Genomic DNA, 26,958 nt, shown 5'->3' on the forward strand with positions numbered 1-26,958 from the left:
ATGCTGGCATGGGCACACAACACATCGCATCCGACCTCGTCGCGAACGTCCACTCCATCGCGGTGAGCGTCGGCCAGCGCGTCGAGGCCGGTGACGAACTCGTCCTGCTCGAGTCGATGAAGATGGAGATCCCCGTCGTCCCCGAGGAGCCGGGCACCGTCGTCGAGATCCGCGTCCAGCCCGGTGACGTCGTGCAGGAGGGCGACGTCCTCGTCGTCCTTCAGTGAGCGAGCGCCGCGCGGCGCGGTCGGGAAATGTATCGGTTCGATACACCTGTCCTCTACCATGAAGGACGGTGAAGGTACCCCTTCGCCTGCCCGCACACTCGAAAGGGAGCCTCGCGTGTCGACTCCTGCCACGTCGAGCGAGCCGAGTTCGTCACCGGCGACGCCCGCGCCCGCCAGCTCAGCGGACGACCGCGTCCGCAACCGCAACGTCCTCGCGCGCTACCTGTCACGCCCCGAGATCGGTGCCCTGTTCGGGGTTCTCGCGATCGCCGTGTTCTTCCTCCTCGTCGCCGAGCCGTTCCGTCACATGGCAAACACCGGCACGATCCTCTATCAGTCCGCGACGATCGGCATCATGGCCGTGCCCGTCGCGCTGCTCATGGTGGCGGGCGAGTTCGACCTGTCGGCCGGTGTCGCGGTGACGACGGCGGGGCTGTCGGCGTCGCTGCTCGCCTGGTACTTCAACTTCCACGTGTGGGCCGCAGTCGGGTTGAGCCTGCTCATCGCGCTCGCCATCGGTGCGCTCAACGGGTTCATGCTCAACCGCAGCGGTTTGCCGAGCTTCCTCATCACGCTCGCGACGTTCTTCGTCCTGCAGGGCGTCAACCTCGGCGTGACGCGCTCCGTCACGGGTGGCGTCGCGAGCAACGACATCTCCGACATGGCCGGTTTCGACTCCGCGCACGCATTCTTCGCGGCCTCGATGAAGATCGGGCCGGTCAACCTCAAGATCCCGGTGCTGTTCTGGATCGTCCTGACGATCATCGCCGCCTTCGTGCTGCTGCGCACCAAGGTCGGCAACTGGATCTTCGCCATCGGCGACGACGAGAAAGCGGCCCGCGCCGTCGGTGTGCCCGTGTGGAAGGTGCGCGTCGGGCTCTACATGTTCGTCGGGTTCTGCGCCTGGCTGTCGGGCATGCACCTGCTGTTCGCGTTCAACCAGGTGCAGTCCGGTGAGGGCATCGGCAACGAGTTCATCTACATCATCGCGGCTGTCGTCGGTGGCTGTCTGCTGACGGGCGGCTACGGCTCCGCGGTCGGTGCGAGCTTCGGTGCGCTCATGTTCGGCATGACGCAGCTCGGCATCAACTACGCCGGCTGGAACCCCGACTGGTTCAAGACGTTCCTCGGCGTCATGCTGCTCGCCGCCGTGCTCCTCAACACCTACGTCAAGCGAAAGGCGGACGCCCGATGATCCGCATCAAGACCGGTGACGACGGCCGCCGCCGCCCGGGCGCAACGGGAAGGCCGGGCACGGGTGACACTGCTGGCGCGACGCAGTCGGTGATGCCGGATGACGCTGCCCCCCGACGCGAGGCGGCCGAAGAGACCCGAACAGCGTCGGCTGAACGCACCGCGTCCCCCGCGGTTGATGTTTCACGTGAAACGGCCTCCTCGGGCACGGACAGCGCGGGCGAGACGAGGGGCGCCACCGGCGTGAACTCCCACGATGACACCGCCATCGTCCAGCTCGTCGACGTCGGCAAGGCCTACGGCAACGTCGACGCCCTGCGTGGCGTCGACCTCACCGTCCGACCCGGCGAGGTGACGTGCGTGCTCGGTGACAACGGTGCCGGCAAGTCGACGCTCATCAAGATCATGTCGGGCCTGCACGACTACACGAGCGGCGAGATGGTCGTCGACGGCGAGGTGCGCCACTTCTCGTCACCGCGCCAGTCGCTCTCGTCCGGTATCGCGACGGTTTACCAGGATCTCGCGCTCGCGCCGCTGCAGTCGGTGTGGCGCAACTTCTTCCTCGGCAACGAGTTGACGAAGGGCCCGTTCGGAGCGCTCGACATCAAGCGCATGAAGGCCGTCTGCGACGAGGAACTGACGAAGATGGGCATCGCGGTGCCCGACCTCGACCGTCCCGTTGGTGGCCTCTCGGGCGGGCAGAAGCAGTGTCTCGCCATCGCCCGAGCCATCTACTTCGGCGCCAAGGTCATCATCCTCGACGAGCCGACGGCCGCGCTCGGCGTCAAGCAATCCGGCGTCGTTCTGAAATACATCATGGCGGCGCGTGACGCCGGCCTCGGCGTCGTGCTCATCACGCACAACCCGCACCACGCCTACCTGGTCGGCGACCACTTCGTCGTCCTGAAGCTCGGCCGCGTGACGCTCGATGCGTCGAAGCGCGAGATCGGCCTCGACGAGCTGACGGCGCAGATGGCCGGCGTGAGCGAACTCGAGGCGCTCGAGCACGAACTGCGCCACGACGACGCGCCGAAGGTGGCCGCGTCACCGATCGACGTCGACTGATTCCTTCGGAGCCGAGACCGCGCGCTGCGGGATCGCAGCTCTCACGAGACGAGTTGAGGGCTGAAACTCTGCATTGCAGGGTTTCGGCCCTCAGCCGTGGAAGGTGCGCGTGGGCCGGCGACGCGGCCTCTAGGCGAGCGCGGCGGACGTCAGCCCAACAGGTGCGTGTGCGTGATGGCGAACGAGCGCTCGTCGTAGCCGTACGCCGACGCGACGGCCCCGAGCACACCGGACAGCGGGTCGTGCTCGTGGCGGATGACGACGAACTCGTCGACGCGCGTCAGTGTCAGGCGCGGCCAGACGCCGAGGCTCGTGCCCCCATCGATCGGGACGATGACCTGCGTCGAACCGTTGCTCACCCGCATCTCCGACGGCGGCAGCGGCATGGTGCCCTGGGTCCCCGTGGCGATGAGCACGCGGTTCATCGGCTGCGTCATGTCGACCGTCAGCGTGTTGCCGCGTGGGGTGACGCTCGAGCCGTCCTGCAGCGCGAGCAGGTCGAGACCACGCCGACGCACGAGCCATTCGACCGTCAGGTAGCCGACGCCCGAGGCAAGCCGGTCGAGCGCGGCGACGCGGTGCAGCTTTACCGTGCGCCCCCCGACGACGCTGACGCCCAGCGGCGGCGGAGACGGGCGTCGACGTGCCGGCACGACCTCGACCCGCCCGCTCGGAGCGGGCGCTTCGTCGCCTTGCCCCACCGCGACGCCCTGCTCGCCCGCGGACGGGGCCATGTCCGTCACCGACGGACTCGTCTGCCGCGCGAGAACGCGCAGCCAGGCACCATCGGGGTTGCCGAGCTGCGAATCCGGCACACCGCGCTCGGACGGCGCATCCTCCGGTGCGTCCGCAGGCAGCGGCGCCGGCGTCGGGGGCTGCACCCGGCCTGGCTGATCCTGCGCGTAGCCATCGGTGCCTCCGGGAAGTGAGAAAGCGCCCCCCGACGATGGAGTGGGCGACGAATCCCCCTGCCCGGATCCGTAACCGGGCGGTGGCTGCAGCGTCACAGCCGGCTCCCGGCCTGCTGCATCGCGGCGTCGAGGCCGGCGTCGTAGCCGCGGCCGGTGAACTCGACACGCCACCCGGCATCCCCTCGCACGACCTCCGCGACGACGAGCGCCGACACAGGCCCCGCCGCTGACGCGAGGTTGCCCGAGCGCGTGATCTCGCGACCCGTGGCGTCGTCACGCACGCTGACGTCGAGGCTGCTCACCTCGTCGAGGGTGCGCTTCGGGGCGTTGGCGCGCGGCTGAACGAACGCGAGGACGACGATGCGCTCGACGTCCGCGGGGGCTGCCGCGAGGTCGACCTCGACGACGCCGTCGGAGATACCGAGGCGCGTCGTCTCGTCGGGGGTGGCCGGCTGGTTGGAGTGCACGACGTGCTCGCGGCTCTCGACGCGGTCGCGCACGAGCGGCATCGCGGCGATGCCGAGGCGGTCGCCCAGCGCGGTCTGCGCGCCGGTGTTCCAGCGCACGTCGAGCGAGACGATGCGGACGCCGTCGAGTGAGGCGCCGGTGCCGGGCGCGCGGGATTCGTCAGCCATGGCCGAACTTCTCCTCCAAGAACGCGCCCTGGATCTCCAGGGCGTCGCGGGCGTTGTCGATCGAACGGCGCGCCGCGGACGAGGCGACGTGCTCGATCGTCGTGAGCTGCTGGATCAGCATGTCCTGCGCCCCGGCGACGCCGCGCGCCGCGAGGTAGGCGTTGATCGTGTCGGGCACGTGGGCGCTCGCGGTGCGCTCCAGCGTCACGAGGGTCTGCACGTCGAGCAGGCGCGCCGACGGGTCGGCGACGACGTCCTCGAGGTGGTCTCCGATGAGACGGCACAGCACCATCGCTCGCCCGGGCACCTGCGCGCCGAGGGAACGCAGCCACCGCACGTACGGGTGCAGCGCCGCCTCGACGGCTTCGACGGTGCCCGGAGTCGGCCCGCTGGGCTGCTGCTGGCGCGCGTCGTCGCGCGAGAACCACCCCACGTCAGATCCTTCCTGCGAAGCGGTGCGTCACGAGGCTCAGGCGGGCCCGCCGGGCAGCTGGCCGCGCATGTTCTCGTTGCTCTCGAGCTGCTGCTTGCGGGCGCGCTCCATGTACGGCTCTGCACGCTTGATCTGCGTCTGCAGGGACGTGATGGTCGCGGCCATCGAGTCCGTCGCGGCGCTGCGGTAGGAGTCGATCGCGTCCATCGTCGCGAAGACGTTGGTGAACGCGTTCTCGAGCTTCTGCACCTCGACGAGCGACTCGGTCGACTTCGCGTTGATCTCGGCGCCCTGCTGACGCAGCTGCTGCGACGTCGACTCGATCATGTTCGACGTGGTCGAGCGCAGGGCGTTGATCTGGTCGAGCACGAGCTTCTGACGCGCCAGCGCCTCGGAGACGATGACGGCCGTGTAGAGCGCGGCGACTGTCGTCGACTTGGCACGGTCGACGGCCGTGATGAGCTGGTCGTTGTTCTGCAGGACGAGCCCGAGCGACATGTAGCCCTGCGTGGCGACGGCGATCTCCGTCGCGAGGTCCTGACGGCGCTGGCGGACGGTGAAGAGCACCTGCGACTTCATCGCGTCGGCCTTCTCCGTCTCACCGCGGGCGCCGAGCTCGGCGACGCGCTGCTCGATGGCGGCGTCGAGCTGCGTCATCTTCTCGTCGAGGTCGCGCAGGCGGATGAGCGACTCCCACAGGCGCGTCTGCTCGAGCTGGATGCCGGCGTTGTCCTTGCGCAGGTCGTCCTGGCCCGATTCGAGCGCGGCGATGATGGCGTTGAGGTGGGTCTGGCTCGACTGGTACTTCATGAAGTAGCGGTCGACCTTGTCGCCGCCCGGCATCCACTTGAGCAGCTTCTTCGCACCCTTGAGGTCGGCGCGGTGCGGGTCGAGGTCGGTGACCGTCTGACGCAGCTCGGCGAGGGTGTTGCCGACCTTGTTCTGGGCGCTGTCCTTGCCGGCGAGGGAGGGGCGCTGCAGGATCGAGTTGCTCACCTGCGCAGCCTTCATGGACTCCTCGCGGCCCATGTTGGTGATCTCCTTGAGCCGCGCGCGGAACGCCGGGTCGTTGGGGTCGATCTCCTCGAACCTCGCGACGGTCTGCGTCGCCTCCGTGACGGCGAGCTGCTTGTGCTGCTCGTCGATCGGCACCATCGCCGCAGCCTTCTCGGGCTCGACCACGTCGACCGGTTTCGGCGGGGCGAGCATGGGCTGGGGTTCAGGGTTCGTCATCGTGCTCCTCCTTGGTCACGCGGCCAAGACATCTCGGTTGCGTCGAGCCTAGTCCACGCCGGTGACAACGCGCTGAGGCCCGGGTAACGTTCCCCGTCCGGCTCTGCGGCGCCAAGTTTCACGTGAAACACGGTGGTGCTCCGTCGTGCCGCGGACGTTCCCCGTCGCTGCGCGGCTAGGCTGAGCGATGACCCCGCAGCCCGTGCCGATGTCGCCGGGCGCGTCCCCTTCGGAAACGGATCCTCATGCTCCTCAAGACGTTCGGATGGTCCGCCGCCATCACGATCGCCGGCCTGGTCGGCGGCTTCCTGATCGGTGGGCCCTCCGGCCTCGCCATCGTCGCCATCCTCATCGTGCTCGAGGTCTCCCTGAGCTTCGACAATGCCGTCGTCAACGCGACCATCCTCAAACGGATGAACGCCTTCTGGCAGAAAATCTTCCTGACGGTCGGCATCCTCATCGCCGTCTTCGGCATGCGCCTGGTCTTCCCCCTGCTCATCGTGTGCCTGACGGGTCACGTCGGGCCGATGGAGGCCATCGACCTGGCCATCAAGGGCGGCGACCAGGAGACCCCCGGCACATACGCGCACATGCTCCACGATGCGCACCCGAGCATCGCCGCGTTCGGCGGCATGTTCCTGCTGATGCTGTTCCTCGACTTCGTCTTCGAGAAGCGCGACCTGCAGTGGCTGCGCCCCATCGAGCGTCCCCTCGCCAAGATCGGCAAGCTCGATCAGCTCTCCGTCGTCGTCGCGCTGCTCGTGCTCGCCGTCGTGTCGCAGACGCTCGCGAAGGAGCCCGGCACCGTCCTGTTCTCCGGCATCCTCGGCCTCATGACGTACCTGCTCGTCGGCGGTCTCGGTGACCTGTTCGAGAGCCAGGGCGAGGATGACGACGACGCTGCGGCAGGCGATGACGACGCTGAGCGCAGCGTCGCCACGAAGGCCGGCGACACTGCGGCGCAGGCACCCGCGTCGAAGGGTGTCGGCACCACGGCGGGCAAGGCGGCGTTCTTCCTGTTCATGTACCTCGAGGTGCTCGACGCGTCGTTCTCGTTCGACGGTGTCATCGGCGCGTTCGCCATCAGCCAGGACATCTTCATCATCGCGCTCGGCCTCGGCGTCGGGGCGATGTGGATCCGGTCGCTGACGGTGTACCTCGTGCGTCAGGGCACGCTCGACGATTACGCCTACCTCGAGCACGGCGCGATGTGGGCCATCGGAGCGCTGGCCGCGATCCTGCTCATCAGCATCAAGCACGAGGTGCCGGAGGTCGTCACCGGGCTCATCGGTGTCGGCTTCATCGGCGCTGCCTACCTCAGCTCTCTGGTGCGCAACAAGCGCATCGAGGCGGCCGGCGGTCAGGTCGAGCACCTGGGCGGCTGAGCCCTCACGAACAGCGCGCGGCCACTCGTCCTGATGGGGACGGGTGGCCGTCAGCGTCCCGCGCGCACGAACGTCGCCGCATCGTGGCCGTACGCAGCGGCCACGGGCCCGAGGTCGCCGGAGCTGGGGTCGTGCTCGTCGAGCAGGACGACGAACTCGTCGACCCCGACGAGGCTGAGGCGGGGCCAGACGCCGTAACTCGTGCCTGCGGGCAGGCGGCACTCGACGCGCGTCGAACCGTTCGCCACGATGATGCTCGACGCGGGCAGCTCGACGCCGCGCGCGGTGCCCGTGCAGATGAGGATGCGGTCGAGGCCGGGGAGCAGATCGATGACGAACTCGTCGCCGCGCGGGTCGACGGTGGAGCCGTCGACGAGCGCAAGAAGGTCGCGGCCCTCACCGGTGAGCGACCACGAGATCGTCAGGGCGCCGTAACCCGAGGCGAGACGGTCGAGGGTGATCGCGCCGTCGAGCTGCGTCGTCGTCCCGCCTGTCATCTCGAGGCCGCGAGGTGCGTCGTGGCACACGCGCGCGGGCGGGAACGACGCCGGCGTGCGGGAGGCGCCGGCAGGCCCGGGCGGGGTGCCGGCCGATGTGGAACGGTGGCCCGCCGCCGGCGGGCTGACGGCAGGGGCGCCCGTCGTGGCCGGTGTTGACGCCGTGCTCACCGGCGTCGCGGACGGCGCCTCGAGAGGGTTGGGTCGCGCGGTGTGGACCCACAGCCAAGGACGCGGGCCACTCGTCGTCGGCGAGGACGCGCTCGGCGAGGCGGCGGGCTGCGCCTGCCCCGCCGCGGACGCCGGGCCCGGGGTCGATGGTGGCGCGGAGGTCCCGGGCGGCGCGAGCCTCGAGCCGTCCGGCGTGCCCGGGCCGCCCGCCGAGGGCGGACGCAGGAAGCCGTCACTCATGCCGGCAGGCCGAACTGCGCGAGGCCCGCGTCGAGTCCTCCGTCGAAGCCCTGGCCGTTGACCTTGACCTTCCACTCACTGCCGCGGCGGTACACCTCGACGGCGATGAGCGCGGTGACGTTGCCGGCGCTCTTGGCGAGGTCGACGGAGCGGGTGATGGGCGTGCCCTTCTCCGCGTCGGTGACGACGGCGCGCAGCGAGCGCAGCTGCGACAGGGAGCGGCGCGCGGCGCCGGGGCGCGGGTGGATGAAGACGATGACGGCGACGCGCCCGACCTCGGCGGGGACGGCGTCGAGGTCGATCTCGACGACGCCGTTCGAGGCGCCGAGGCGGGTCGACTGCTCGGGTGAGGTGGGTTGGTTGCCGAACACGACGTGGCTGCGTCCGGGCAGTTTCTCGTCGACGAGGGGGAGCGCGGCGACGCCGAGACGTTCGTCGAGGACGTTCTCGCGTCCGGCGTCCCATTCGAGGCTGATGCGCAGCAGTCGCAGGCCGGGGACCTCGCGTAGTGAGACGTTGGCGCCGGGGACGAGATCAGACATGGAACGAACCGTACTTGTCCTCGAGGAAGCTGCCCTGGATGAGGAACGCGTCGCGCGCCGCTTCGATGGAGCGCGCGGCGGCCTTGGACGCGGCGACCTCGAGCGTCGCGAGCTGTTCGACGAGGAGTTCGTCGGCGTCGGGCATGGTGCGGGCTGCGAGGTAGGCGTTGATCGTGTCGGGCAGGTGGGTCGTCGCCATGCGTTCGAGGGTGATGCGGGAGCCGACGTCGAGCAGGTGAGCCGACGGGTCCGCGACGACGTCGTCGAGGTGCTGGGCGATGGTGCGCGCGAGGATGTAGGCGCGGTTGGGGATCCGGCCGGATTCGCGGCGCAGGAACTGCAGCAGCGTGACGTTGCCGGCGGCGATCGCCTCCACCGAGCCGGGCTCGGGGGCGGATGGGGCCGCTGGGGCTGCTGAAGACGCTGCGCGCTCGCCGAGCCGATCGAAAAAGCCCATCGTCACGGCCTCCCCTGGCTTCGTCGGTGCGTTCGAGTGTTCGCACAGAGCGTACTGCTGCAACCTTCGCAGCGTCTCGTGCGTTGGTAGTGTCACGAGCAAGGGCCGAGACCTGCGTCACGCTGGTCGCGGCCACCGGAGCATCAGGTGATCAAGGAGCAGTCATGGCTGTCAGCCTCGCCAAGGGCGGAAACGTCTCACTCACCAAGGAGGCCGGGCCCGCCGGTCTCACCGACGTCGTCGTGGGTCTCGGATGGGACGCGCGGACGACGACGGGCACGGAATTCGACCTCGATGGTTCGGCGATCGTCGTCGACGCGTCGGGCAAGGTCATCGACGACAGGTTCTTCGTCTTCTACGGCAACCTCGCGAGCCCGGACGGCACCGTCCAGCACACCGGTGACAACCTGACCGGCGAGGGCGAGGGCGACGACGAGCAGATCAAGATCGGCCTGTCGGGCCTGCCGCCGCAGGCCGACCGGGTCGTCGTCGCGGTGTCGATCTACGATGCGGAGACGCGCCAGCAGACCTTCGGGCAGGTGCGCAACGCGTTCATGCGTGTGATGAACGCGGCCGGCGGCTCGGAGCTCGCGCGCTACGACCTGACGGAGGACGCCTCGACCGAGACGGCGATGATCTTCGGCGAGGTCTACCGCAACAACGACGAGTGGAAGTTCCGCGCCGTCGGCCAGGGGTACTCGAACGGCCTTGCGGGCATCGCGCGCGACTTCGGCGTCAACGTCGGCTGACGCGTCGCGTCCGGCTCGATCTCGACGCACGATCCGTACGACTCACATCGAACGAGGAGAAATCTCATGGGTGTTTCGCTCTCCAAGGGTGGCAATGTCTCCCTGACGAAGATGGCCCCGTCCCTGCAGGCCATCACGGTCGGCCTCGGCTGGGACGTGCGCACCACGACCGGCGCCGACTTCGACCTCGACGCCTCGGCGCTGCTGCTCGGTGCTGACGGCCGCGTCATCGACGACCAGCACTTCGTCTTCTTCAACAACCTCCGCAGCCCTGACGGCGCCGTCGAGCACACCGGTGACAACCTCACCGGTGAGGGTGAGGGCGACGACGAGTCGATCAACGTCGACCTGTCGACGCTCTCGCAGAACGTCGAGCGCGTCGTCGTCGCGGTGTCGATCTACGAGGCGCCGCAGCGCGGGCAGAGCTTCGGGCAGGTGGCGAACGCGTTCATCCGCGTCGTCAACCGTGCTGACGGCGCCGAGCTCGCGCGCTATGACCTGACGGAAGATGCCTCGACCGAGACGGCGATGATCTTCGGCGAGGTCTACCGCAACAACGGCGAGTGGAAGTTCCGCGCCGTCGGTCAGGGCTACGCCGACGGTCTCGCGGGCATCGCGCGCGACTTCGGCGTCAACGTCGGCTGAGCAGTTCCTGCGACGTGTGAGGGGTGAGGGCTTTCGGGCCCTCACCCCTCACACGTGTGTCGTCACAGCCCGAGCATCTGCACGGCCGGCTTGACGAGCTTCTTGACGGTGCGGCCGTTGGCGAACTGGCCGATGGCGCGCATGTCCCACGTGCCCTGCGGAGTGCGGCTCAGCGCTGCGATGACGACACCCGTCGCGCGATCCGACTCGCTGAGCGAGAACCGCACGAGTTCGGCACCCGACTGCGCATCGACGAGACGGGCGTAGGCGTTGCGCACGTCCGTGAACTTCTGCCCCGAGTAGCTGTTGATCGTGAACGCCAGGTGCACGACGGTGGGCGGAATCGCCGTCAGGTCGAGCGTGATGACCTCGTCGTCACCGTCACCCTTGCCGGTGAGGTTGTCACCGAGATGCACGATCGCGCCGCCGAACTCCTTCTTGTGCATGAACCAGACGATCTCCAGCTCACGCCCGTTCGCGTCGAAGGCGATGACGGACGCATCGAGGTCGATGTTGCGTCCGCGCTTCGCCGGATCCCACCCGAGACCCATGAACACGCGACTCATCGGCGGCGCGCCCGTCTTCGTCAGGCTGACGCGATCACCCTTGCGCAGGCTCACATGGCCCTTGTCGAGGTTGACGACCGACGGCGCGGCCTGAGTGGCCGGCGGGGCCAGGGGCATCTGAGGCGGCGCCATCTGGGGAGGCGCCATCTGGGGAGGCGGTGCCATCTGCGGCGAGGGCACCTGCTGCGGAGCCTGCTGGTGGTGTGGAGGCTGCAGGGGTTCGTACTGCGGGGCCTGCGGCTGGTGGGGTGGCTGCAGCGGCGCCTGCTGTGGAAGCGGGGCCTGAAGCGGAGCTTGGGGCTGGTGGGGCGGCTGCAGGGGGGCCTGCTGCGGTGCCGACGGCTGCTGTGGAGGCTGTAGCGGCGCGGGCGTCGGGGACACCGGCGCCGCGTACGGCTGGCTCGTGTCGCTGCCTGGCTGCTCGCCCGGCGAGGGCTCGGCAGGCCGGAGTGCCGCCGGTGCCGGGGCAGGAGCCGACGCAGGGGTGGCAGCCGGCGCCGTTGACGACGAGGGCTGTTCGGGGGCGTCGTCGACGCTGATGCCGAAGTCGGTGGCGAGGCCGGCCAGGCCGGAATCCCAGCCCTGGCCGACGGCGCGGAACTTCCAGGCGCCGGCGCGTCGGTACAGTTCGCCGGCGACGAGGGCGGTCTCGCTCGTCGCGCCCATGTCGCCGAACTGGGCGACGACCTGGCCGCTCGTCGCATCGTCGACGCGCACGGTGAGGCCGGGCACCTGCGAGAACGGGCCGCCGTCAGCGCTGAGGACGACGACGATACGTTCGACGACGTCCTCGACGCCCGTGAGATGGGCTTCGACAGACGCGGATCCGGGCGAGGAGGGGCCGAGACGCACGGCGCCCGACGCGTGCTGCGGGGCGTTGTAGAACACGAAGTCCGAGTCGTCACGGACCTTGCCGGTGGCGGTGACGAGCAGGGTGGACAGGTCGACGGTCGGCGCCTGGGGTGCCGCCGTCCAGGTGACGACGATGTTGACGGCATCGCTGGGGACGGCGACGTTGGCGCCCTTGGTGAGCTGGGTCATGTCTCGATCCTCACATGCCGTGGCGTCCCGTTGGCGGATGACGGGCGTCGACGGGGCAGACTTGGGCGCAGGCACACCGACATCAGGGAGGGCATGCGGTGCAGCACTATTCCCATCTCGACGAATCGACCCGCGAGGCCATCTTCGCGAGCCCGCCTCGTTCTTTCTCGGCGCGTGATGACGCGCAGCACGTCGGTTCGGGTCTCGGGGCGAGCCTCTACATGCCCGGTACGCGCCCGCAGCTCGCCGATGACGTCGTCACGCATCACGCGCGTGGTCTCGTCAGCACCGTGTGGTGCCTCGAGGATTCGATCTCCGAGAGCGAGGTGCCGGCAGCGCAGGCCAACATCGTCACGCACCTCGCGGCGCTCGCGGCGCGGTTTCCGACGCCTGACGACGTCGCCGCGGCGCTGCCGCTGATCTTCGTCCGGGTGCGCACGCCGCAGCAGTTGCGCGACCTCGCCACCCTCGTGAACGAGGGGCCAGGCGGCGAATCAACCTGGAGTTCAGCGGTGTTGGCGGGTTTCGTCATGCCGAAGTTCACAGGCGCGAACGCGCCGGCCTACTTCGACGCTCTCGCGGAGGCGAGCGCGCTCGCGGGGTATCGCCTGCTCGCGATGCCCGTCGTCGAGACGCCCGGCCTGCTTCATCGGGAGACGCGCGGCGGCCTGCTGTCGGCTGTCTCGACGCTGCTCGCACCCCATCGCGACGTCGTCGCCTGCGTGCGCATCGGTGGTACCGACCTGGGCGCCGCGCTCGGGCTGCGTCGCCCGCGCGAGCTGACGATCTACAACATCGGGCCCGTCGCGGACGTGGTGTACGACATCGTCAACGTGTTCGGCCGCACCGACGGCACCGGCTTTCCGATCTCCGGGCCCGTCTGGGAGTACTTCGCCAACTCGCGCCGCCTGTTCAAACCGCAGCTGCGCGAGACCCCGTTCCGTGCGCTCGAGCATGACGACATCCGTGAGGAGTTGCTCGAGGAGAACCTCGACGGCCTCGTACGCGAACTCGCACTGGATCGGGCGAACGGGCTCACGGGCAAGACGATCATCCACCCCCAGCACGTCGGCATCGTGCACGCGCTGAGCGTCGTCTCCAGCGAGGAGCACGCCGACGCCGTCGACATCCTCGCCAAGCATGCGAGCGGTGGTGGGGTGCAGGCCTCCAGCGCCGGCAACAAGATGAACGAAGCCGGCCCGCATCGGGGGTGGGGGGAGCGCACGATGACGCGCGCCGAACTGTTCGGTGTCGCGCGGCCCGGTCTGGGCATGGTCGACTTCCTCCTCGCGCACGTCGAGGCCCTCGCGGGTCGTGGCGCGGGCAACCCAGCCGGTGAGCAGGCATGACGAAGGAGCACCCCATGACGACGACGTGGCCGGGCGAGTGGGTCGCCGAACGCCTCGGTGCCGACCTGCGCACGACGCAGGCGCTGCCGGGGCTCGATCTGCACGACCTCGTCGGGCTCGCGGTGCGACGCAACCCTCGTCGCGCACACTTGCTCGTCTCGAACGTCCTCGGCAAGCACGTGCCCGTCGACCCGCAGATCGTGCGCGGCAGTGGCCGGGCGCTCGGCGAGCTGGTGCGTCGGGTTCTCGACGCAGGAGCGGCGGTTGGTAGCAGTGACGCGGGAAGCGACGACTCGGGTGCGCAGGGCCTTGACGTCGTCGATGGTGCTCTCGCACGCGTAGGACAGGCGCTGCACGAGGCTCACCGGGCTCCTGACGACGCGCGGGTGGTCGATGAATTCACTTGCGCCGTCGACTCGTTCGTCGATCTGCAGCACTCACCTGCATGCGTCGTCATGGGGTTCGCCGAGACGGCGACGGCGCTCGGCCAGTGCGTCGCGGATGCGCTGCGGGCGCCGGCGATCCATTCGACGCGACGCCCCGTCGCCGGGTTCACGCCCGTCGGCGCCTTCGAGGAGGAGCACTCGCACGCCACCAGCCACCTCGTCCTGCCTTCGGACGACGGCTTCTTCGCGCGGCGTTCTGCTGGGCGCGTCGTGCCGCTCGTCCTCGTCGACGACGAACTGTCGACGGGCCGCACGGTGCTCAACACCATCGCCGCGCTGCACGAGAGCCTGCCGCGCGTGCGCTACGTCATCGCGACGCTCGTCGACATGCGCAACGCGAAGGATCGCGCGGCGATGGCCACCCGCGCCGCTGAGCTCGGCGTGCAGATCGACGTCGTCTCGCTCGCGGCCGGTCACCTCGACCTGCCGAGCGACGTGCTCGAGCGCGGGCAGCGGCTCGTCGAGCAGGTGGAGTCGCGCGCGAGCGTCCTGAGAGATGCCGGCCCGGAGCAGGGGCCCGAGTCGAAGGCTGCGTGGGCATCGGGGCGCGCCCATGTCTCGACGGCCGCACCGAATGCTGCCCGGGGAACCATCACCGAGGTCGACGTGCCGTGGCCGCCCCGCACCCCGTTGACGGGGCGTCACGGGGTGACGCCTGCGCAGCTCGCCCCCCTGACCGCGACGCTTCCGGAGGCGGCGACCGTCGTCGCACAGGCTCTGCCCTACGGCGATGGTGAGGTGCTCGTCCTCGGCACCGAAGAGCTGATGGACGCGCCGCTGCGTCTGGCATGCGCGCTGCGCGAACGCGGTGTCGCCACGCGGTTCTCGACGACCACCCGCTCGCCCGTACTCGCCGTGGACGACCCCGGTTATGCCATCCGCAACGCGCTGACGTTCCCGGCCTTCGATGACCCGGCCGACGGTGACGGCCCGCGTTTCACGTACAACGTTTCACGTGAAACACCGTGGCGGGCGATCGTCCTGTGCGTCGACCCGCCGAGCCTGATGCCGCAGCTGCACGCCCCGGATGGCGTCATCGAGGCGCTCGCGGCCAGTACGGACTGCGTCGTCGTCGCGCGGCTGCCCGAACCGGCGACGGCCCCGGCGCGCGAACTCGTCGGCCCGACGTTTGGTTCGTACGCGCCCGAGGAGGTGACGTGGCTGCTCGAAGATCTGTCCGGCGTCACGCTCGAGGCGCCGACCGAGGAACGCGAGGAAGCCATCCAGTCCGGCGGCGCGCACTATGCCGAGAGCCTGCCCGTCGAGTACCAACCGGACGCGGCCTACGGACAGCTGTTCCGTGATGCGCTGGAGATGTCGAAGGCCCGGGTGGCTGCTGCGGTCGCCGCCGTCACCGAGCTCGCGCTCGCAGAGCGCGGCGATGACCTCGTCCTCGTCTCCCTCGCCCGGGCCGGCACTCCCGTGGGGGTGCTCATGAAGCGTTGGGCCCGTCAGGCGCGCGGGCTCGACGTGTCGCACTATGCCGTCTCGATCGTGCGCGGGCGCGGCATCGACACGGTGGCGCTCGATCACATCGTGGCGCGGCACGATGCGTCTTCGGTGCTGTTCGTCGACGGCTGGACGGGCAAGGGCGCGATCAGCCGCGAACTCGTCGCGGCGCTCGCCGAGTACGAGCAAGCCACGGGGGTGCAGTTGGATCCGACGCTCGCCGTGCTCGCCGACACCGGGTCGTGCACGACGATGTGGGGCACGCGTGATGACTTCCTCATCCCCTCCGCCTGCCTCAACTCGACCGTCTCCGGTCTCGTGTCACGCACCGTGCTCAACGACGCTCTGATCGGGCCCGGCCAGTTCCATGGGGCCAAGTTCTACGCCGAACTCGCGCCGCACGACGTGTCGGGACTCTTCGTCGACGCCGTCACGGGAGCATTCCCGCCGGCCGCGGACGCCGACGACATCCGCGCCGAGGCGCAGGCGCGATGCGCGGCGGAGCCACCCCGGTGGACGGGGTGGGCCACCGTCGAGAAGCTCGCCGAGGAGTTCGGCATCGGCAGCGTCAACCTCGTCAAACCGGGCGTCGGCGAAACGACCCGCGTGTTGCTGCGCCGGGTGCCCTGGAAGATCCTCGTCGCGCCCGGCGTCGGCGAGGATCTGCGCCACATCGAGGCGCTCGCCGCGGCGCGTGGCGTGCCGGTCGAGGAGTATCCCGGCCTCGACTACAGCTGCGTCGGCCTCATCCACCCGCGCTTCACCCGCGGGGCGACCGGCGATGACGGCACCTCGGCCACACGCGACCCGAAGGAGCGAGCATGACGACGCATCCCGTCTCGATGCCGATGACGGACGAGCTGCGCGCCCTCGTCGCGGCCTACGCGGACGCCGCGCCGCCCCGGCCCTCAGGCGGGGACGCCATCGTCGCGTGCGACCTCGACCGGACGCTCGTCTACTCCGCGAAGGCGCTCGCACTCGCCGGCGCTGACGCCGACGCACCCGTCCTGCTCGTGGCGGAGGTGTACGACAAGCTGCCGTTGTCGTATCTGACGGTCGACGCCGTCGCGCTCGTGCAGGAGATGCATCGCGTGGCGACGTTCGTGCCGTCGACGACGCGGACGCGTGCGCAGTACGAGCGCATCCGGCTGCCGATCGACCCGCAGTACGCCGTCACGACGAACGGAGGGTTCCTGCTCGTCGACGGCGTCAGCGACGAGGACTACCACCGTGCCGTCCTCGACGAGCTCGACGGCTCGTGCGCGCCTCTCGCCGAGATCCGCGAGCACCTCGAGGCGATCGCCGATCCGGGGTGGCTGCGCAAGCTGCGCGACGCCGAGGGCATGTTCGCCTACCTCGTCGTGGAGCGCGCCGAGTTGCCGGCGTCGGTGGTGCGCGACCTGACGGGGTGGGCGGGTGAGCGCGGCTGGGAGGTGTCGCTGCAGGGCCGCAAGCTGTACGTCGTGCCGCGGCCGCTGCGCAAGTCGCGAGGCCTGGCGGAGGTGCGGCGTCGCACGGGTTCGACGTTCACGGCCGCGGCGGGCGATTCGCTGCTCGACACGGACCTGTTGACGTCCGTCGACGCCCCCGTCCGTCCGCGCCACGGGGAGCTCGACGATCTCGACTGGACGTGCCCGGGCCTGCAGGTGACGACGGCGTCCGGCGTCCTCGGTGGCCGCGAGGTATGTGCGCGGCTGCTCGCGGCGGTGCGGTGACGCGCGCTCGTTTCGCAGGGCCCACCCGGCCAGTCTCGTCGCCGGTCTCGTGCCTGGCGCGGGAAACTGCTCGATCGGCAACGGCGCCCGATGCCTGTTGCGCTGACATGATCGACGCATGCTGCTGCCCGTGACCGGTGTCACGCTCTTCCTCCTCGGTGCGTTGACGCTCGGTGCGCGCGAGGTCGTCGCCGCAGGCCATCGTCAGGGCGTCACCTACCGCGCGCCGGCGCTCGCACGCCTCGACATCGTGTGGCTGGCAGCGTCGACGCTCGCCGTCGTGCTCATGGGTGCGGCGATGCAGGTGTGGTGGGGTACGCGGCCCGGCCTCGTGCTGACGCTCGTACTCGTCGCGCCCACCCTCGTCAGGCTCGCCGTCATCGATCTAGACGTCCATCGCTTGCCCAACGCGCTGACGTTGCGCGCGGCGGGCGTCGTCGCGGGCGGTCTCGTGCTGGCGGGTCTTGTCGACGCACACCGCTCCGGCACGACGGTCTTCGACGCTGACGCCGCCCACCGCGCCATCGCTGGTGCCGTCGCGCTGGGCGTGTGCTACCTCGCTCTCGCGTTGCTCGGCGGCGGCTCCGGCATGGGGCTCGGCGACGTGAAACTTGCCCCGACGCTCGGCGCGCTGCTCGCCTGGGCAGGGTGGGACGTGTGGCTCACCGGCACGGTCGCCGCCTTCCTGCTCGGCGGCGCATGGGGCGTCGTCCTGCTCGCGCGCGGCAGGGGCCGTCAGGCGCGCATGCCGTTCGGCCCGTTCATGATCGCCGGCGCCCTCGCCGCCCTCGCGCTGGCCTGACGCGCCCTCACGGACGGCGAAGGGTCGCGCGGAAGGCTCACGCCAGGGCGTCCGTCCGGCCCGGGGACCTACTCCGGTCAGTCGGCGTGGCGCGCAGATCCTCCGGCGTGGCGCTGTGCCGACGGGTGGTGCTGACCTCCTCGTCGTCCACACCGTTCCGAAGAAGTTTGCCGCGTTTCGATATCTCGACTCGATACATCTGTTAGGAATGTCTCTGAGCGTTCACCCGCTCGTCATTTCCGTGTGGCGCGTCCGTTTGAAAAACTGGGCATTCGTGTCGCGCGGTGCGGCGCAGACTGTTTCGAGGCGAAGGAGAGTGGCATGTCACGTCGTGGCACGGTGCTCGAGTTCGCCGTCCTCGGTCTGCTGCATGAGGCGCCCTTGCACGGGTACGAGTTGCGCAAGCGGCTCACCGGTGTGCTCGGTGCGTTTCGTGTCGTGAGCTACGGGTCGCTGTATCCGTGTCTCGCGAAGCTGTCCCGCAAGGGCCTCATCTCCGAGAGCGCGTCGTTCGCTCCCGGCGGTCGGCGCCCTCGCATCACGTACGAGATCACCGACGAGGGTCGGGATCATTTCGCGGATCAGTTGTCGCGCTCCGGCCCGGCATCGTGGGACGACGAGAACTTCGACGTGCACTTCGCCTTCTTCTCGCGCGCGAGCGCAGAGGTGCGCCTGCGCATCCTCGAGGGGCGACGTCTGCGGTTGCAGGAGCGTCTCGAGCGCTCCCGCGAGCAGGCGATGGACAGCCGCAGCACACGCGATTCGTACATTGCGGAGCTGTTCCGTCATGACATCGAGTCGACGGAGCGTGAGGTGCGTTGGGTGAACGAACTCATCGAGATCGAGCGGAAGGCTGTTGCCGATCCGCGCCCCCTCGCCTCCGAGACCTGACGATTCGGGCGGCGCTCGCGTCGTCCGTCAGGATCGAAGGCTCGTCCACAACGGAGTGAGTTCCATGGGAAATATTCGCGTCGCCATCGTCGGCGTCGGCAACTGCGCGAGTTCGCTCGTGCAGGGTGTCGAGTACTACAAGAACGCGTCCGCTGACGCACACGTGCCGGGTCTCATGCACGTCACGTTCGGCGACTACCACGTCGGTGACGTCGAGTTCGTCGCGGCGTTCGACGTCGACGCGAAGAAGGTCGGGTTCGACCTGTCGGAGGCGATCAACAACTCCGAGAACAACACGATCAAGATCGCGGACGTGCCGCCGACGGGCGTCATCGTGCAGCGCGGGCACACCCTCGATGGTGTCGGCAAGTACTACGCCATGACGATCGACGAGTCGGACGCGGAGCCCGTCGACGTCGTGCAGGCGCTCAAGGACGCGCAGGTCGACGTCCTCGTCAGCTACCTGCCCGTCGGTTCGGAGGGCGCCGACAAGTTCTACGCTCAGTGCGCGATCGACGCGGGTGTAGCGTTCGTCAACGCGCTGCCCGTCTTCATCGCGTCCGACCCGGAGTGGGCGAAGAAGTTCGAGGACGCGGGCGTGCCGATCATCGGTGACGACATCAAGAGCCAGGTCGGTGCGACGATCACGCACCGCGTCATGGCGAAGCTGTTCGAGGACCGCGGTGTCGCGCTGGACCGCACGTACCAGCTCAACGTCGGCGGCAACATGGACTTCAAGAACATGCTCGAGCGTGAGCGCCTCGAGTCGAAGAAGGTGTCGAAGACGCAGGCCGTGACGTCGAACCTCTCCGGTTCGCTCGCCGGCAAGATCGACGACAAGAACGTGCACATCGGCCCGTCCGACTATGTCGCGTGGCTCGACGACCGCAAGTGGGCGTATGTGCGCCTCGAGGGCCGGGCGTTCGGTGACGTGCCGCTCAACCTGGAGTACAAGCTCGAGGTGTGGGACTCGCCGAACTCGGCCGGCATCATCATCGACGCCATCCGCGCCGCGAAGATCGCCAAGGACCGTGGCGTCGGCGGCCCGCTGCTGTCGGCGTCGAGCTACCTCATGAAGAGCCCGCCCGAGCAGCGCGAGGACACCGTGGGCCGCGAGATGTTGGAGGCCTTCATCCGCGGTGATGAAGAGCGCTGACGATCAAGCGAGCGGAGGTAGGACCGCAGCGAAGCGAGGATCCTGCCGAAGTGAGCGTTGAGGAAGCGCTCAGAAGAGGAAGAGCGCTGAGTCGGCATCGATGTCGCGCCGTCCGGCGACCTGAACGGGTTGACGAGTTGAGGGCCGAAACTCTGCACTGCAGGGTTTCGGCCCTCAACTCATGGCTTGGGGTCTAAAACTCTGCATTGCGGAGTTTCAGACCCCACGGGTGGGTAGTCTGCGCACGCACCCGGCCGCGCGACACCCCGCGTCGGCCGGTCGAAAGGGCCCGGCGCGTTGCTCGGCACGCTCGTCGGAACGTCGCTGGGCGTCGCGACCCTGCACGCGACGAGTTGTGCGTTCACGCGAGGGCGCAGCCGGGCCGGCGCAACGATCGGTGCGACCTCAACGAGACTTCATCTCGTCCTCCACCACCCACTTGTGGTTCTTCATCGTCATTCCGTCGGCCGTGTAGTCGACCATGTACACCGTCTGAGTGGTGGACGACGCGATGGTGCCCTCGGCGCCCTGCATGCCGTCCATGTGGTCAGCTGTGATGGTGACGGCTTCCCCGTCGGCGAGGTGTTTTGTGCCGGCGCTCTTCAGCTCTTGCTGCACGACCCACTTGTGGTTCTTGACCATCGCACCGCCGGTGGTGGGCTGGTAGTTCACCGCATATGTGGCGGTGCGGTAGGCCCCGACGACGGTCGCGGGGGCATTTTTCATGCCGTCCATGTGATCGGTCGTCAGCGTGACCCTGCTGCCCACCGGGAATCTCGGGTTCTTCGCCGGGGTCATGTCCGCCGGGGCCGGGCCGCCGTCCATCTCGTGCATGTGACCATGGCCGGAGGAGGCCGACGTCGACGTGGCCGCGGCCGACGTCGGCATGCCTGAGTGCGAGGAATGGTCGCTGCCGGAGGAACATGCGGTGCCGGCGCCCAATGCCACGGCGGCGGCCGCAGTGGCGGCCAGATTTCGACGGTTCATGAGGTGCGGCCTTTCGCTTCGGGGGCGTGTTCGACGAACATAGCGGACGTCCCTCTGAGTTCTGTCAGAGCGGCGTGGGTTCACAGCAGTGTGCCGAGCGATGCCACGGCGCCGCCGAGGAGGAACGCGGTGATGGCGTACGCCAGGGGCTTGTTGTCCATCGCTGCACCGCTGGCGTGGTGAGTGATCGCGTGCCCTCTGCCCTGGCGCAGCAAGTGCTTGTTCACCGGGTAGGCGGCGACGTAGGCCGCGACGAGAGCCACCGCCATCGAGACCCAGAACAGCAGGTCCATCAACCGTGCGTCCATCGCACCCGGTACGAGCCACATGACGAGGTTGTCGACGAGCTCCATCGTGGCGATCGAGACGGTGTCCGCTGCGAGGACGAGCAGGAGCGCCTGCTTGGCGGGGATGCCTGAGCGCAGCAGCGGTGTCGCTGACAGCGTGTACCCGAAGACGAACGCGAGGGCTATCGCGACGGCCGTGCTGAGGCCGTTGCCCCATCCCAGGGCCGTTGCGGCGATGAGCCCGACGATCTCGCCGATGGCGCATCCGGTGAGGCAGTGCAGCGTGGCCGACGCAGCCATCGACGACATGTCATGACCTGAGCCGTGATGGTGTTCGTGTTCGCTCATGTCAGCCGCAACGCCGATACCCCTAGGGGGTATTCCATGACTGCTGGGAGGTTTCACTGCACCTACTGGACGGAGAGCGTCCGTCGTCGACCTCGTCGCTGTCGTCGAGTTGAGGCCCGAATTCCTGCATGGCAGAGTTTCGGCCCTCAACTCACGGCTCGAGGCGCCCTGACCGGCGGTCGGCGCGGCGCGCCAGCAGGACTGGGGTCTGCTGGAATCGGCCCTGGCTCGGCCGCAAGCGGTGGTCTTCGGGGAGGATGTCTACCCGGGGATCCTGATGAAGGCAGCCGCACTCGTCCATTCCCTGGCCAAGAATCGCGCGTTGGTCGACGGCAACAAGCGGACGGCGCTCGGTGCGCTCTGGCTGTTCCTCGCCCTCAACGGGACTCATCTCGTCGGCAGCGATGACGAACGATATGAATTCATGGTCGACGTCGCTGCCGGGAGTCTCGACGACGTCGGCGTGATCGCCGAACGCCTTCGTGACCTCACGGAACCCATGTGAGACGGCGCTCGCCGACGTGACAATGCTTCTCACTCCGCGTCGGCGTAGCGTCAGCATCATGACTACGACTGTTGCCTGCTACCAGGCCATTGCCGCCGACAAGCCCCTCGAGCCCGGCACCGTCGAGCGCCGCGACCTGCGCCCCGACGACATCCGCATCGAGATCGAGTACGCCGGAATCTGCCACTCCGACATCCACACCGTCCGCGGCGAGTGGGGCCCGGTGAATTACCCCATGGTGACCGGCCACGAGATCGTCGGCCGCGTCGCCGAGATCGGTTCCGACGTCACCGAGTTCAAGGTCGGCGACCGTGCCGGTGTCGGTTGCCTCGTCGACTCGTGCCGTGAGTGCGAATGGTGCAAGAAGGGCGAGGAGAACAACTGCCCGAACGCCGTCGGTACCTACAACGGCATCGACCGTCACGACGGGCGCCCGACCGCCGGTGGTTACTCGCAGGCCATCGTCGTCTCCGAAGCGTTCGCCCTCCACATCCCCGAGAACCTCGACGCCGCCGCCGTCACGCCACTGCTGTGCGCCGGCATCACCACCTACTCGCCGCTGCGCACCTGGGGCGTCACCGAAGGCTCCAAGGTCGCCGTCGTCGGCATGGGCGGTCTCGGCCACGTGGCCGTCAAGCTGGCCAAGGCAATGGGCGCCGAGGTGACCGTCATCAGCCAGACGCGCTCCAAGGAAGAGGACGGCCGCAAGTACGGCGCCACCGAATGGATCGCGACGAAGGAGAACCCCGACGCGCTCAAGGAGCACAAGGGCCAGTTCGACGTCATCATCAACACCGTCTCCGCCCACATCGACGTGCGCGCCTACATGGCGACACTGCGCCCCCACGGCGCGATGGTGCTGCTCGGCCTGCCGACCGAAGCCCTCGAAGTCAACGCTGGCAACCTCATCGGCGGCCGCAAGTCCCTCACCGGCTCCAACATCGGCGGCATCCGCGAGACGCAGGAAATGCTCGACTTCTGCGCCGAACACGGCGTCACTGCCGAGATCGAACTCATCAACGCCGACCAGATCAACGAAGCCTACGACCGCGTCGTGAACTCCGACGTCCGCTACCGCTTCGTCATCGACGCCAAGACGTTCGCCTGATCCCTCGGCCCGTCTTCCGGGTGGCGCGGATCCTGAGCTCGCAAGCTCGCCCAGGATCGCCGCGCCGCCTCGGTGCGACAGGCCTTCGGGCGGAACGACGAGAGCCGCCTCGACCGCACACCTCGCAGGCTCGGTGTTCGGCCGGGGCGGCTCTCGTCATCACGAGTCCGCGTCGCGGGTGGTCGGGGCTGCGGGTCTCTGAGCCTGGAGATGGAGCGTTGCGGGGTTGGACGTCGGCGCTGCGTCACCCCTTGTCCCTCACTGGGTGAGCGCCTCGGTGCGCATCACTCGGCTCACACGCCTGCTCAATCTCCGACGCGGCCCAACCGTTGCAGGCGGCCGCGAAGAGAATCGCGACGTTCCTCGTTCGCCGGCAGTTCGACGAAACGCTCGCGGTAACGCGCGAGGAGGTCGTCCTCGAGCCGGCGCACGGCACCGGGCTGGTGACGGTAGCCCATCGAACGTGAGATGCGTTCCGAGTCGACGGATTTCAGCTCGTCAGCCAGCATCGGGATCGACGTCACCTCGAGCTCCGTCAACCAGTTCGCGGCCTCGACGTACGCCTCCGGCCGGGCGAAGCCCGATGTCTCATACCGTCCCGCGAGGAACGACGCGAGCTCGCGGGCGTCGACGCGCAACCCGTCCTCGAACCGGCCCTCACCCTGCTGCGAGAGGCCACTCGACAACGTGTCGCGAATGACGGAGAACTCACGGTCGGCGAGCTCGATGAGCCCCGCCGCCAACGTGAAACGACGATCCAGCTCATGCGCGAACTCCGCCGGCACGTCACCCTTGTACCGCGCGTCGTGCTCGAACTCCGCCCACGCGTGCTGCAGCACTGTGCGCAACTGCACCGACATGCACTGCGCCGCGTCGTACGCCGTCGCGGACGGATCGTTCGAGATCAGCATGTGACGACTCGCGTAGCCGAACCGTCCCTCGCTCGCCGTCTCACGACCCATGTCGCGATCCTCGAGCACCGTGAAGTTCTCCGCGAGCAACTGTGCGACGGGCTCGATGTCGCTGTGCACGTACGTGATGATGCGGACGCCGACCTGATCGGTGATGTCGAGCGCCGGATCGAAATCGGTGTGCCCCAACTCGCTCGCACGTCGAGCGACCTTGTCCGAGAACGATGCCGGCGACTTCGCGCGCCCCGTGATCGACAGATAGTTGATGCCGGCGTCGTCGATGATCGAACGCACCTTGCGCACCATGTCGTCCGTACGCCGCCGCGTGCGGGGATAGCGGGAGGTGTACGTCGCCATCGCGCGTTCCAGAGACCGTCGGCTCATGAAGAGCATCCAAACAGATGCAGCCCGCGCACGTCACCTGCCGGCAGCGCCCCGCGGCCGACAGGACGTCGCACTGCGCCCGACGGCCTGCCCACGTCGCCACTTCCACCACCCTGTTGCCCCGGCGCTGGCGCTCCGGGCACGGCTCACGCACAGGCATTGACAGCCACCACGAGGACGCGGCGGGAGCCCGCTCGGTACGCTGATCGATGAGAATGACGCCGCACGTCGTGCGTCGCGCGAAAGTGAGGCACGTCCGTGGTCAACGATTCCGGTTCGAAGCGACCCCCGTCGAGGGGCGGGTCGCGTCCGTCGAACAGCGGTAGTCCCAAGGCACCCACCTCCCGCGCCGGTGCGCGGGGCGCCCAGGGCGCGAGTCCCGCGGCGCGGCGTCGACGGGGGAGCAAGAAGAAGAGCGCGCACTCGTTACCGTTCCGCATCGTGCGCGCCGTCCTGCTCACCCTCGCGAGCCTCGTGCTGCTGGCCGTGCTCACGTTCATCGGCCTCTACCTGTTCATCGACATCCCCAAGGCCAACACGCAGGCGACGCAGGCGGTCTCCGTCGTCTACTACGCCGACGGCAAGACGGAGATGGGCCGCTTCACGACGACGAACCGTGACCCCGTCGAGCTGAACAAGGTGCCGATCGACGTGCAACACGCGTTCATCGCCGCCGAGGACCGCAGCTTCTACTCGAACCGCGGCATCTCCCCGACGGGCATCGCGCGCGCCTTCATCAACGACTTCACCGGTGACGGTGGCAGCCAGGGCGGCTCGACGCTGACGCAGCAGTGGGTGAAGAACTACTTCCTGACGCAGGACAAGACGGTCACCCGCAAGGTGAAGGAGGTCGTCATCAGCCTCAAGGTCGATCAGGAGATGAGCAAGGACGAGATCCTGCAGGCCTACCTCAACAACGTCTACTTCGGGCGCGGGACGTACGGCATCCAGGCTGCGTCGCAGTCGTACTTCCACAAGGACGTCTCCCAGCTGACGACTGTGGAGGGCGCGTTCCTCGCCTCCGTCGTCAACAACCCGGAGAACATGGATCCGAGCGTCGGGCCCAACTCCGAGCAGCGTGCCAACGAGCGCATGGCGTACACGCTCAACGGCATGTTCAAGATGGGGTGGCTGACGGCCGAGGAACGCAATAAGGCCGTCATGCCGAAGTTCTATCCGCGTCAGCCGATCAAGTACGCGGACGGGCCGCAGGGCTACGTCATCGCCTCCGTCCGCGGCGAACTGTCGCGCAAGCTGAAGCTCAGCCAGGAGGACATCGACCGCGGTGGTCTGCGCATCACGACGACGATCGACAAGCGCGCGCAGGACGCGGCCGTCGCGGCGGTGGAGAAGCACACGCCTGACACGTTGCTCGGCAAGCTGCACACCGGCCTCGTCGCCGAGCGTGCGAACGACGGCGGCGTCGTCGCGATGTATGGCGGCGCCGACTACGACCCGGTGAAGTCGCCCTACTCGGACGCAGATCAGGCGATGCTGCAGACGGCGTCATCGATGAAGCTGTACACCGCGATCGCTGCGCTGCAGCACGGCAAGTCGGTCGACACCCAGTACAACGGCAACAACTATCTGCCGATCGGTGCCGGCAAGTACGTGCAGAACAACCAGAACGAGTCGTGGGGTTGGCAGCCGATCAGCAACATGCTCGCGTACTCGATCAACACGGCGTTCGTCCGGCTCAACCGGGAGATCGGGCCGGCGAATACGCTCGAGGCGGCGCAGGCCTCGGGCATGCCGAAGACGCTCGGGGGGATGAACGACACGAACATCCTCAACGTCCTCGGCACGGGTGACAGCCGCGTCGTCGACCAGGCGACGGGGTACAACACCCTCAACTCCGGCGGCGTGTTCCATGACCGACACCTCATCTCGACGGTGAAGTCGTTCGACGGCAAGTACTCCTACACCGTCGACACCAAGGGCAAGCGGGTGTACGACAAGGCGATCGCGGACGACCTCACGTGGGCGCTCGGCAAGACGGGTGTCTACGGCACCGCGGCGGGCGCGCAGGACGAGCTCGGGCGCGCCATGGCGTCGAAGACAGGTACGGCCTCGGGCAACAAGTACCTCTGGTTCAACGGCTTCACGCCTGGCCAGATCACGACGAGTGTCGGCATGTACTACAGCACCGACGGCAAGACGGCGCAGCCGATGCAGAATCTGCCGGGTGTGACGGCGAGCGACGTCTACGGCGCGGGTCTGCCGCGCAAGGTGTGGGTCGACTTCATGGATGCCGCCCTCGAGGGGCAGAAGAAGACGCAACTGCCCAAGCGCTCGTACTACAACGAGAACAAGCCCGAGTCGGCGTCCACGTCTGCGTCACCGACCCCGACGAAGACGTACGCCGCGCCCTCCAGCGCCGCGTCGCAGCCTTACCCGGAGCCGACGCAGTCGAACGTCCAGCCCACCCAGCCCGACGCGACGGACGCCCCAGGCCCGGCGTCGTCCGGGTCGACGGCGCCTGACGCGACGCTGCCGGCCTCCTCCAGCGCGGCTGTTTCACGTGAAACGAGCCCGCCGCAGACGGCGGCGTCATCGGCCGCCGCGAGCGGCCGGTCATCCCCGGGAGCCTCGGCGAGTCGCTGACCGGGCACCCCCGCTTAGGCTGACC

26 protein-coding genes are annotated in these 26,958 nt (G+C 68.6%); 14 read left to right on the forward strand and 12 right to left on the reverse strand.

The features are described 5' to 3' along the window. Positions 1 to 8: 8 nt before the first annotated feature. The 3 genes from DYE07_RS08605 (at position 9) to DYE07_RS08615 (ending at position 2,486) form a co-directional block, all read left to right on the forward strand. Positions 9 to 227, forward strand: a complete 219-nt coding sequence (locus tag DYE07_RS08605) for a biotin/lipoyl-binding carrier protein (protein WP_006944789.1) — start codon at positions 9 to 11, stop codon at positions 225 to 227. Between the two features lie 115 nt (positions 228 to 342). After that, on the forward strand, positions 343 to 1,422 hold the full coding sequence (locus DYE07_RS08610) for an ABC transporter permease (RefSeq protein WP_006944611.1): 1,080 nt from the start codon (positions 343 to 345) through the stop codon (positions 1,420 to 1,422). 242 nt (positions 1,423 to 1,664) lie between these two features. Further along, on the forward strand, positions 1,665 to 2,486 hold the full coding sequence (locus DYE07_RS08615; protein WP_074040002.1) for an ATP-binding cassette domain-containing protein: 822 nt from the start codon (positions 1,665 to 1,667) through the stop codon (positions 2,484 to 2,486). Between the two features lie 149 nt (positions 2,487 to 2,635). On the opposite strand, the gene DYE07_RS08620 is transcribed toward DYE07_RS08615, so the two are convergent. The 4 genes from DYE07_RS08620 to DYE07_RS08635 form a co-directional block, all read right to left on the reverse strand. Next, complete coding sequence (locus tag DYE07_RS08620) at positions 2,636 to 3,367, reverse strand: hypothetical protein (protein ID WP_115296771.1); 732 nt, start codon at positions 3,365 to 3,367, stop codon at positions 2,636 to 2,638. A 122-nt stretch (positions 3,368 to 3,489) separates the two neighbouring features. Further along, a complete protein-coding gene (locus DYE07_RS08625) occupies positions 3,490 to 4,032 on the reverse strand; it encodes a TerD family protein (protein WP_074039998.1) in 543 nt (180 codons plus the stop codon). Beyond that, a complete protein-coding gene (locus DYE07_RS08630; protein WP_006944815.1) occupies positions 4,025 to 4,465 on the reverse strand; it encodes a hypothetical protein in 441 nt (146 codons plus the stop codon). The genes DYE07_RS08625 and DYE07_RS08630 overlap by 8 nt, the downstream gene beginning before the upstream one ends. Positions 4,466 to 4,501: 36 nt before the next feature. Then, positions 4,502 to 5,698, reverse strand: a complete 1,197-nt coding sequence (locus DYE07_RS08635; RefSeq protein WP_006944600.1) for a toxic anion resistance protein — start codon at positions 5,696 to 5,698, stop codon at positions 4,502 to 4,504. Between the two features lie 245 nt (positions 5,699 to 5,943). Between DYE07_RS08635 and DYE07_RS08645 the strand changes: the two genes are divergently transcribed. Then, a complete protein-coding gene (locus tag DYE07_RS08645; RefSeq protein WP_006944707.1) occupies positions 5,944 to 7,083 on the forward strand; it encodes a DUF475 domain-containing protein in 1,140 nt (379 codons plus the stop codon). Positions 7,084 to 7,133: 50 nt separating this feature from the next. On the opposite strand, the gene DYE07_RS14510 is transcribed toward DYE07_RS08645, so the two are convergent. The 3 genes from DYE07_RS14510 to DYE07_RS08660 are packed head-to-tail and all read right to left on the reverse strand — an operon-like array spanning position 7,134 to position 8,909. Continuing rightward, positions 7,134 to 7,991, reverse strand: coding sequence for a hypothetical protein (locus DYE07_RS14510; protein ID WP_147286909.1), 858 nt, complete (start codon positions 7,989 to 7,991; stop codon positions 7,134 to 7,136). Further along, a complete protein-coding gene (locus DYE07_RS08655; RefSeq protein ID WP_074039995.1) occupies positions 7,988 to 8,533 on the reverse strand; it encodes a TerD family protein in 546 nt (181 codons plus the stop codon). Before DYE07_RS08655 ends, DYE07_RS14510 begins: the two co-directional genes overlap by 4 nt. After that, positions 8,526 to 8,909 (reverse strand): hypothetical protein, encoded by a 384-nt coding sequence (locus tag DYE07_RS08660; protein WP_006944659.1) that lies wholly within the window; start codon positions 8,907 to 8,909, stop codon positions 8,526 to 8,528. Before DYE07_RS08660 ends, DYE07_RS08655 begins: the two co-directional genes overlap by 8 nt. Positions 8,910 to 9,154: 245 nt before the next feature. Here DYE07_RS08660 and DYE07_RS08665 point away from each other — a divergent pair, with 245 nt between their 5' ends. Continuing rightward, positions 9,155 to 9,739 (forward strand): TerD family protein, encoded by a 585-nt coding sequence (locus DYE07_RS08665; RefSeq protein WP_115296772.1) that lies wholly within the window; start codon positions 9,155 to 9,157, stop codon positions 9,737 to 9,739. A gap of 66 nt (positions 9,740 to 9,805) precedes the next feature. Then, positions 9,806 to 10,384 carry a TerD family protein gene (locus DYE07_RS08670; RefSeq protein ID WP_038566204.1) on the forward strand — a complete coding sequence of 193 codons (579 nt, stop codon included), beginning with the start codon at positions 9,806 to 9,808 and terminating at the stop codon, positions 10,382 to 10,384. 62 nt (positions 10,385 to 10,446) lie between these two features. Here the strand turns inward: DYE07_RS08670 and DYE07_RS08675 are convergent, their stop codons facing one another. Then, positions 10,447 to 11,991, reverse strand: coding sequence for a TerD family protein (locus tag DYE07_RS08675; RefSeq protein ID WP_115296773.1), 1,545 nt, complete (start codon positions 11,989 to 11,991; stop codon positions 10,447 to 10,449). A 98-nt stretch (positions 11,992 to 12,089) separates the two neighbouring features. On the opposite strand from DYE07_RS08675, the gene DYE07_RS08680 reads away from it, so the two are divergent. The 6 genes from DYE07_RS08680 (at position 12,090) to DYE07_RS08705 (ending at position 19,799) form a co-directional block, all read left to right on the forward strand. Continuing rightward, positions 12,090 to 13,340: an HpcH/HpaI aldolase/citrate lyase family protein gene (locus DYE07_RS08680; protein WP_062256925.1), complete on the forward strand. Its 1,251-nt coding sequence runs from the start codon at positions 12,090 to 12,092 to the stop codon at positions 13,338 to 13,340. 14 nt (positions 13,341 to 13,354) lie between these two features. After that, positions 13,355 to 16,060 (forward strand): phosphoribosyltransferase, encoded by a 2,706-nt coding sequence (locus DYE07_RS08685; RefSeq protein ID WP_115297128.1) that lies wholly within the window; start codon positions 13,355 to 13,357, stop codon positions 16,058 to 16,060. Beyond that, positions 16,057 to 16,950 carry an HAD family hydrolase gene (locus DYE07_RS08690; RefSeq protein WP_197418856.1) on the forward strand — a complete coding sequence of 298 codons (894 nt, stop codon included), beginning with the start codon at positions 16,057 to 16,059 and terminating at the stop codon, positions 16,948 to 16,950. Before DYE07_RS08685 ends, DYE07_RS08690 begins: the two co-directional genes overlap by 4 nt. 118 nt (positions 16,951 to 17,068) lie before the next feature. Beyond that, positions 17,069 to 17,752 carry a prepilin peptidase gene (locus tag DYE07_RS08695; RefSeq protein ID WP_062256932.1) on the forward strand — a complete coding sequence of 228 codons (684 nt, stop codon included), beginning with the start codon at positions 17,069 to 17,071 and terminating at the stop codon, positions 17,750 to 17,752. Between the two features lie 321 nt (positions 17,753 to 18,073). Further along, positions 18,074 to 18,643 carry a PadR family transcriptional regulator gene (locus tag DYE07_RS08700; protein WP_038566193.1) on the forward strand — a complete coding sequence of 190 codons (570 nt, stop codon included), beginning with the start codon at positions 18,074 to 18,076 and terminating at the stop codon, positions 18,641 to 18,643. Between the two features lie 64 nt (positions 18,644 to 18,707). Further along, the gene (locus tag DYE07_RS08705; RefSeq protein WP_074041087.1) at positions 18,708 to 19,799 is read left to right on the forward strand and encodes an inositol-3-phosphate synthase; all 1,092 of its coding nucleotides are present in this window, start codon (positions 18,708 to 18,710) and stop codon (positions 19,797 to 19,799) included. Between the two features lie 405 nt (positions 19,800 to 20,204). On the opposite strand, the gene DYE07_RS08710 is transcribed toward DYE07_RS08705, so the two are convergent. From DYE07_RS08710 to DYE07_RS15475, 3 genes are all read right to left on the reverse strand, one after another. Next, positions 20,205 to 20,786, reverse strand: coding sequence for a YdhK family protein (locus DYE07_RS08710; RefSeq protein ID WP_006944735.1), 582 nt, complete (start codon positions 20,784 to 20,786; stop codon positions 20,205 to 20,207). An 80-nt stretch (positions 20,787 to 20,866) separates the two neighbouring features. After that, a complete protein-coding gene (locus DYE07_RS08715; RefSeq protein WP_256594805.1) occupies positions 20,867 to 21,373 on the reverse strand; it encodes a DUF4396 domain-containing protein in 507 nt (168 codons plus the stop codon). Between the two features lie 199 nt (positions 21,374 to 21,572). Then, complete coding sequence (locus tag DYE07_RS15475; RefSeq protein ID WP_422389157.1) at positions 21,573 to 21,986, reverse strand: hypothetical protein; 414 nt, start codon at positions 21,984 to 21,986, stop codon at positions 21,573 to 21,575. Between DYE07_RS15475 and DYE07_RS08725 the strand changes: the two genes are divergently transcribed. After that, a complete protein-coding gene (locus DYE07_RS08725) occupies positions 21,985 to 23,034 on the forward strand; it encodes an NAD(P)-dependent alcohol dehydrogenase (protein ID WP_038569929.1) in 1,050 nt (349 codons plus the stop codon). The two genes, DYE07_RS15475 and DYE07_RS08725, sit on opposite strands and share 2 nt — an antisense overlap. A 305-nt stretch (positions 23,035 to 23,339) precedes the next feature. Here the strand turns inward: DYE07_RS08725 and DYE07_RS08730 are convergent, their stop codons facing one another. Continuing rightward, positions 23,340 to 24,329 (reverse strand): GTP pyrophosphokinase, encoded by a 990-nt coding sequence (locus DYE07_RS08730; protein ID WP_040014517.1) that lies wholly within the window; start codon positions 24,327 to 24,329, stop codon positions 23,340 to 23,342. Between the two features lie 441 nt (positions 24,330 to 24,770). On the opposite strand from DYE07_RS08730, the gene DYE07_RS08735 reads away from it, so the two are divergent. Next, positions 24,771 to 26,933 carry a transglycosylase domain-containing protein gene (locus tag DYE07_RS08735; protein ID WP_062256938.1) on the forward strand — a complete coding sequence of 721 codons (2,163 nt, stop codon included), beginning with the start codon at positions 24,771 to 24,773 and terminating at the stop codon, positions 26,931 to 26,933. Positions 26,934 to 26,958 lie beyond the last annotated feature (25 nt).

The organism is Dermacoccus nishinomiyaensis, from assembly GCF_900447535.1.
Taxonomy (GTDB): domain Bacteria; phylum Actinomycetota; class Actinomycetes; order Actinomycetales; family Dermatophilaceae; genus Dermacoccus; species Dermacoccus nishinomiyaensis.

What these genes read in the sequence shown, in the direction of transcription:
- DYE07_RS08605 (WP_006944789.1), top strand. Translation starts at nt 9, where the DNA reads ATGGGCACACAACACATCGCATCCGACCTCGTCGCGAACGTCCACTCC.
- DYE07_RS08625 (WP_074039998.1), bottom strand. Translation starts at nt 4,032, where the DNA reads ATGGCTGACGAATCCCGCGCGCCCGGCACCGGCGCCTCACTCGACGGC.
- DYE07_RS08635 (WP_006944600.1), bottom strand. Translation starts at nt 5,698, where the DNA reads ATGACGAACCCTGAACCCCAGCCCATGCTCGCCCCGCCGAAACCGGTC.
- DYE07_RS08645 (WP_006944707.1), top strand. Translation starts at nt 5,944, where the DNA reads ATGCTCCTCAAGACGTTCGGATGGTCCGCCGCCATCACGATCGCCGGC.
- DYE07_RS14510 (WP_147286909.1), bottom strand. Translation starts at nt 7,991, where the DNA reads ATGAGTGACGGCTTCCTGCGTCCGCCCTCGGCGGGCGGCCCGGGCACG.
- DYE07_RS08655 (WP_074039995.1), bottom strand. Translation starts at nt 8,533, where the DNA reads ATGTCTGATCTCGTCCCCGGCGCCAACGTCTCACTACGCGAGGTCCCC.
- DYE07_RS08665 (WP_115296772.1), top strand. Translation starts at nt 9,155, where the DNA reads ATGGCTGTCAGCCTCGCCAAGGGCGGAAACGTCTCACTCACCAAGGAG.
- DYE07_RS08670 (WP_038566204.1), top strand. Translation starts at nt 9,806, where the DNA reads ATGGGTGTTTCGCTCTCCAAGGGTGGCAATGTCTCCCTGACGAAGATG.
- DYE07_RS08675 (WP_115296773.1), bottom strand. Translation starts at nt 11,991, where the DNA reads ATGACCCAGCTCACCAAGGGCGCCAACGTCGCCGTCCCCAGCGATGCC.
- DYE07_RS08685 (WP_115297128.1), top strand. Translation starts at nt 13,355, where the DNA reads ATGACGACGACGTGGCCGGGCGAGTGGGTCGCCGAACGCCTCGGTGCC.
- DYE07_RS08690 (WP_197418856.1), top strand. Translation starts at nt 16,057, where the DNA reads ATGACGACGCATCCCGTCTCGATGCCGATGACGGACGAGCTGCGCGCC.
- DYE07_RS08695 (WP_062256932.1), top strand. Translation starts at nt 17,069, where the DNA reads ATGCTGCTGCCCGTGACCGGTGTCACGCTCTTCCTCCTCGGTGCGTTG.
- DYE07_RS08700 (WP_038566193.1), top strand. Translation starts at nt 18,074, where the DNA reads ATGTCACGTCGTGGCACGGTGCTCGAGTTCGCCGTCCTCGGTCTGCTG.
- DYE07_RS08705 (WP_074041087.1), top strand. Translation starts at nt 18,708, where the DNA reads ATGGGAAATATTCGCGTCGCCATCGTCGGCGTCGGCAACTGCGCGAGT.
- DYE07_RS08710 (WP_006944735.1), bottom strand. Translation starts at nt 20,786, where the DNA reads ATGAACCGTCGAAATCTGGCCGCCACTGCGGCCGCCGCCGTGGCATTG.
- DYE07_RS08715 (WP_256594805.1), bottom strand. Translation starts at nt 21,373, where the DNA reads ATGGCTGCGTCGGCCACGCTGCACTGCCTCACCGGATGCGCCATCGGC.
- DYE07_RS08725 (WP_038569929.1), top strand. Translation starts at nt 21,985, where the DNA reads ATGACTACGACTGTTGCCTGCTACCAGGCCATTGCCGCCGACAAGCCC.
- DYE07_RS15475 (WP_422389157.1), bottom strand. Translation starts at nt 21,986, where the DNA reads ATGATGCTGACGCTACGCCGACGCGGAGTGAGAAGCATTGTCACGTCG.
- DYE07_RS08730 (WP_040014517.1), bottom strand. Translation starts at nt 24,329, where the DNA reads ATGAGCCGACGGTCTCTGGAACGCGCGATGGCGACGTACACCTCCCGC.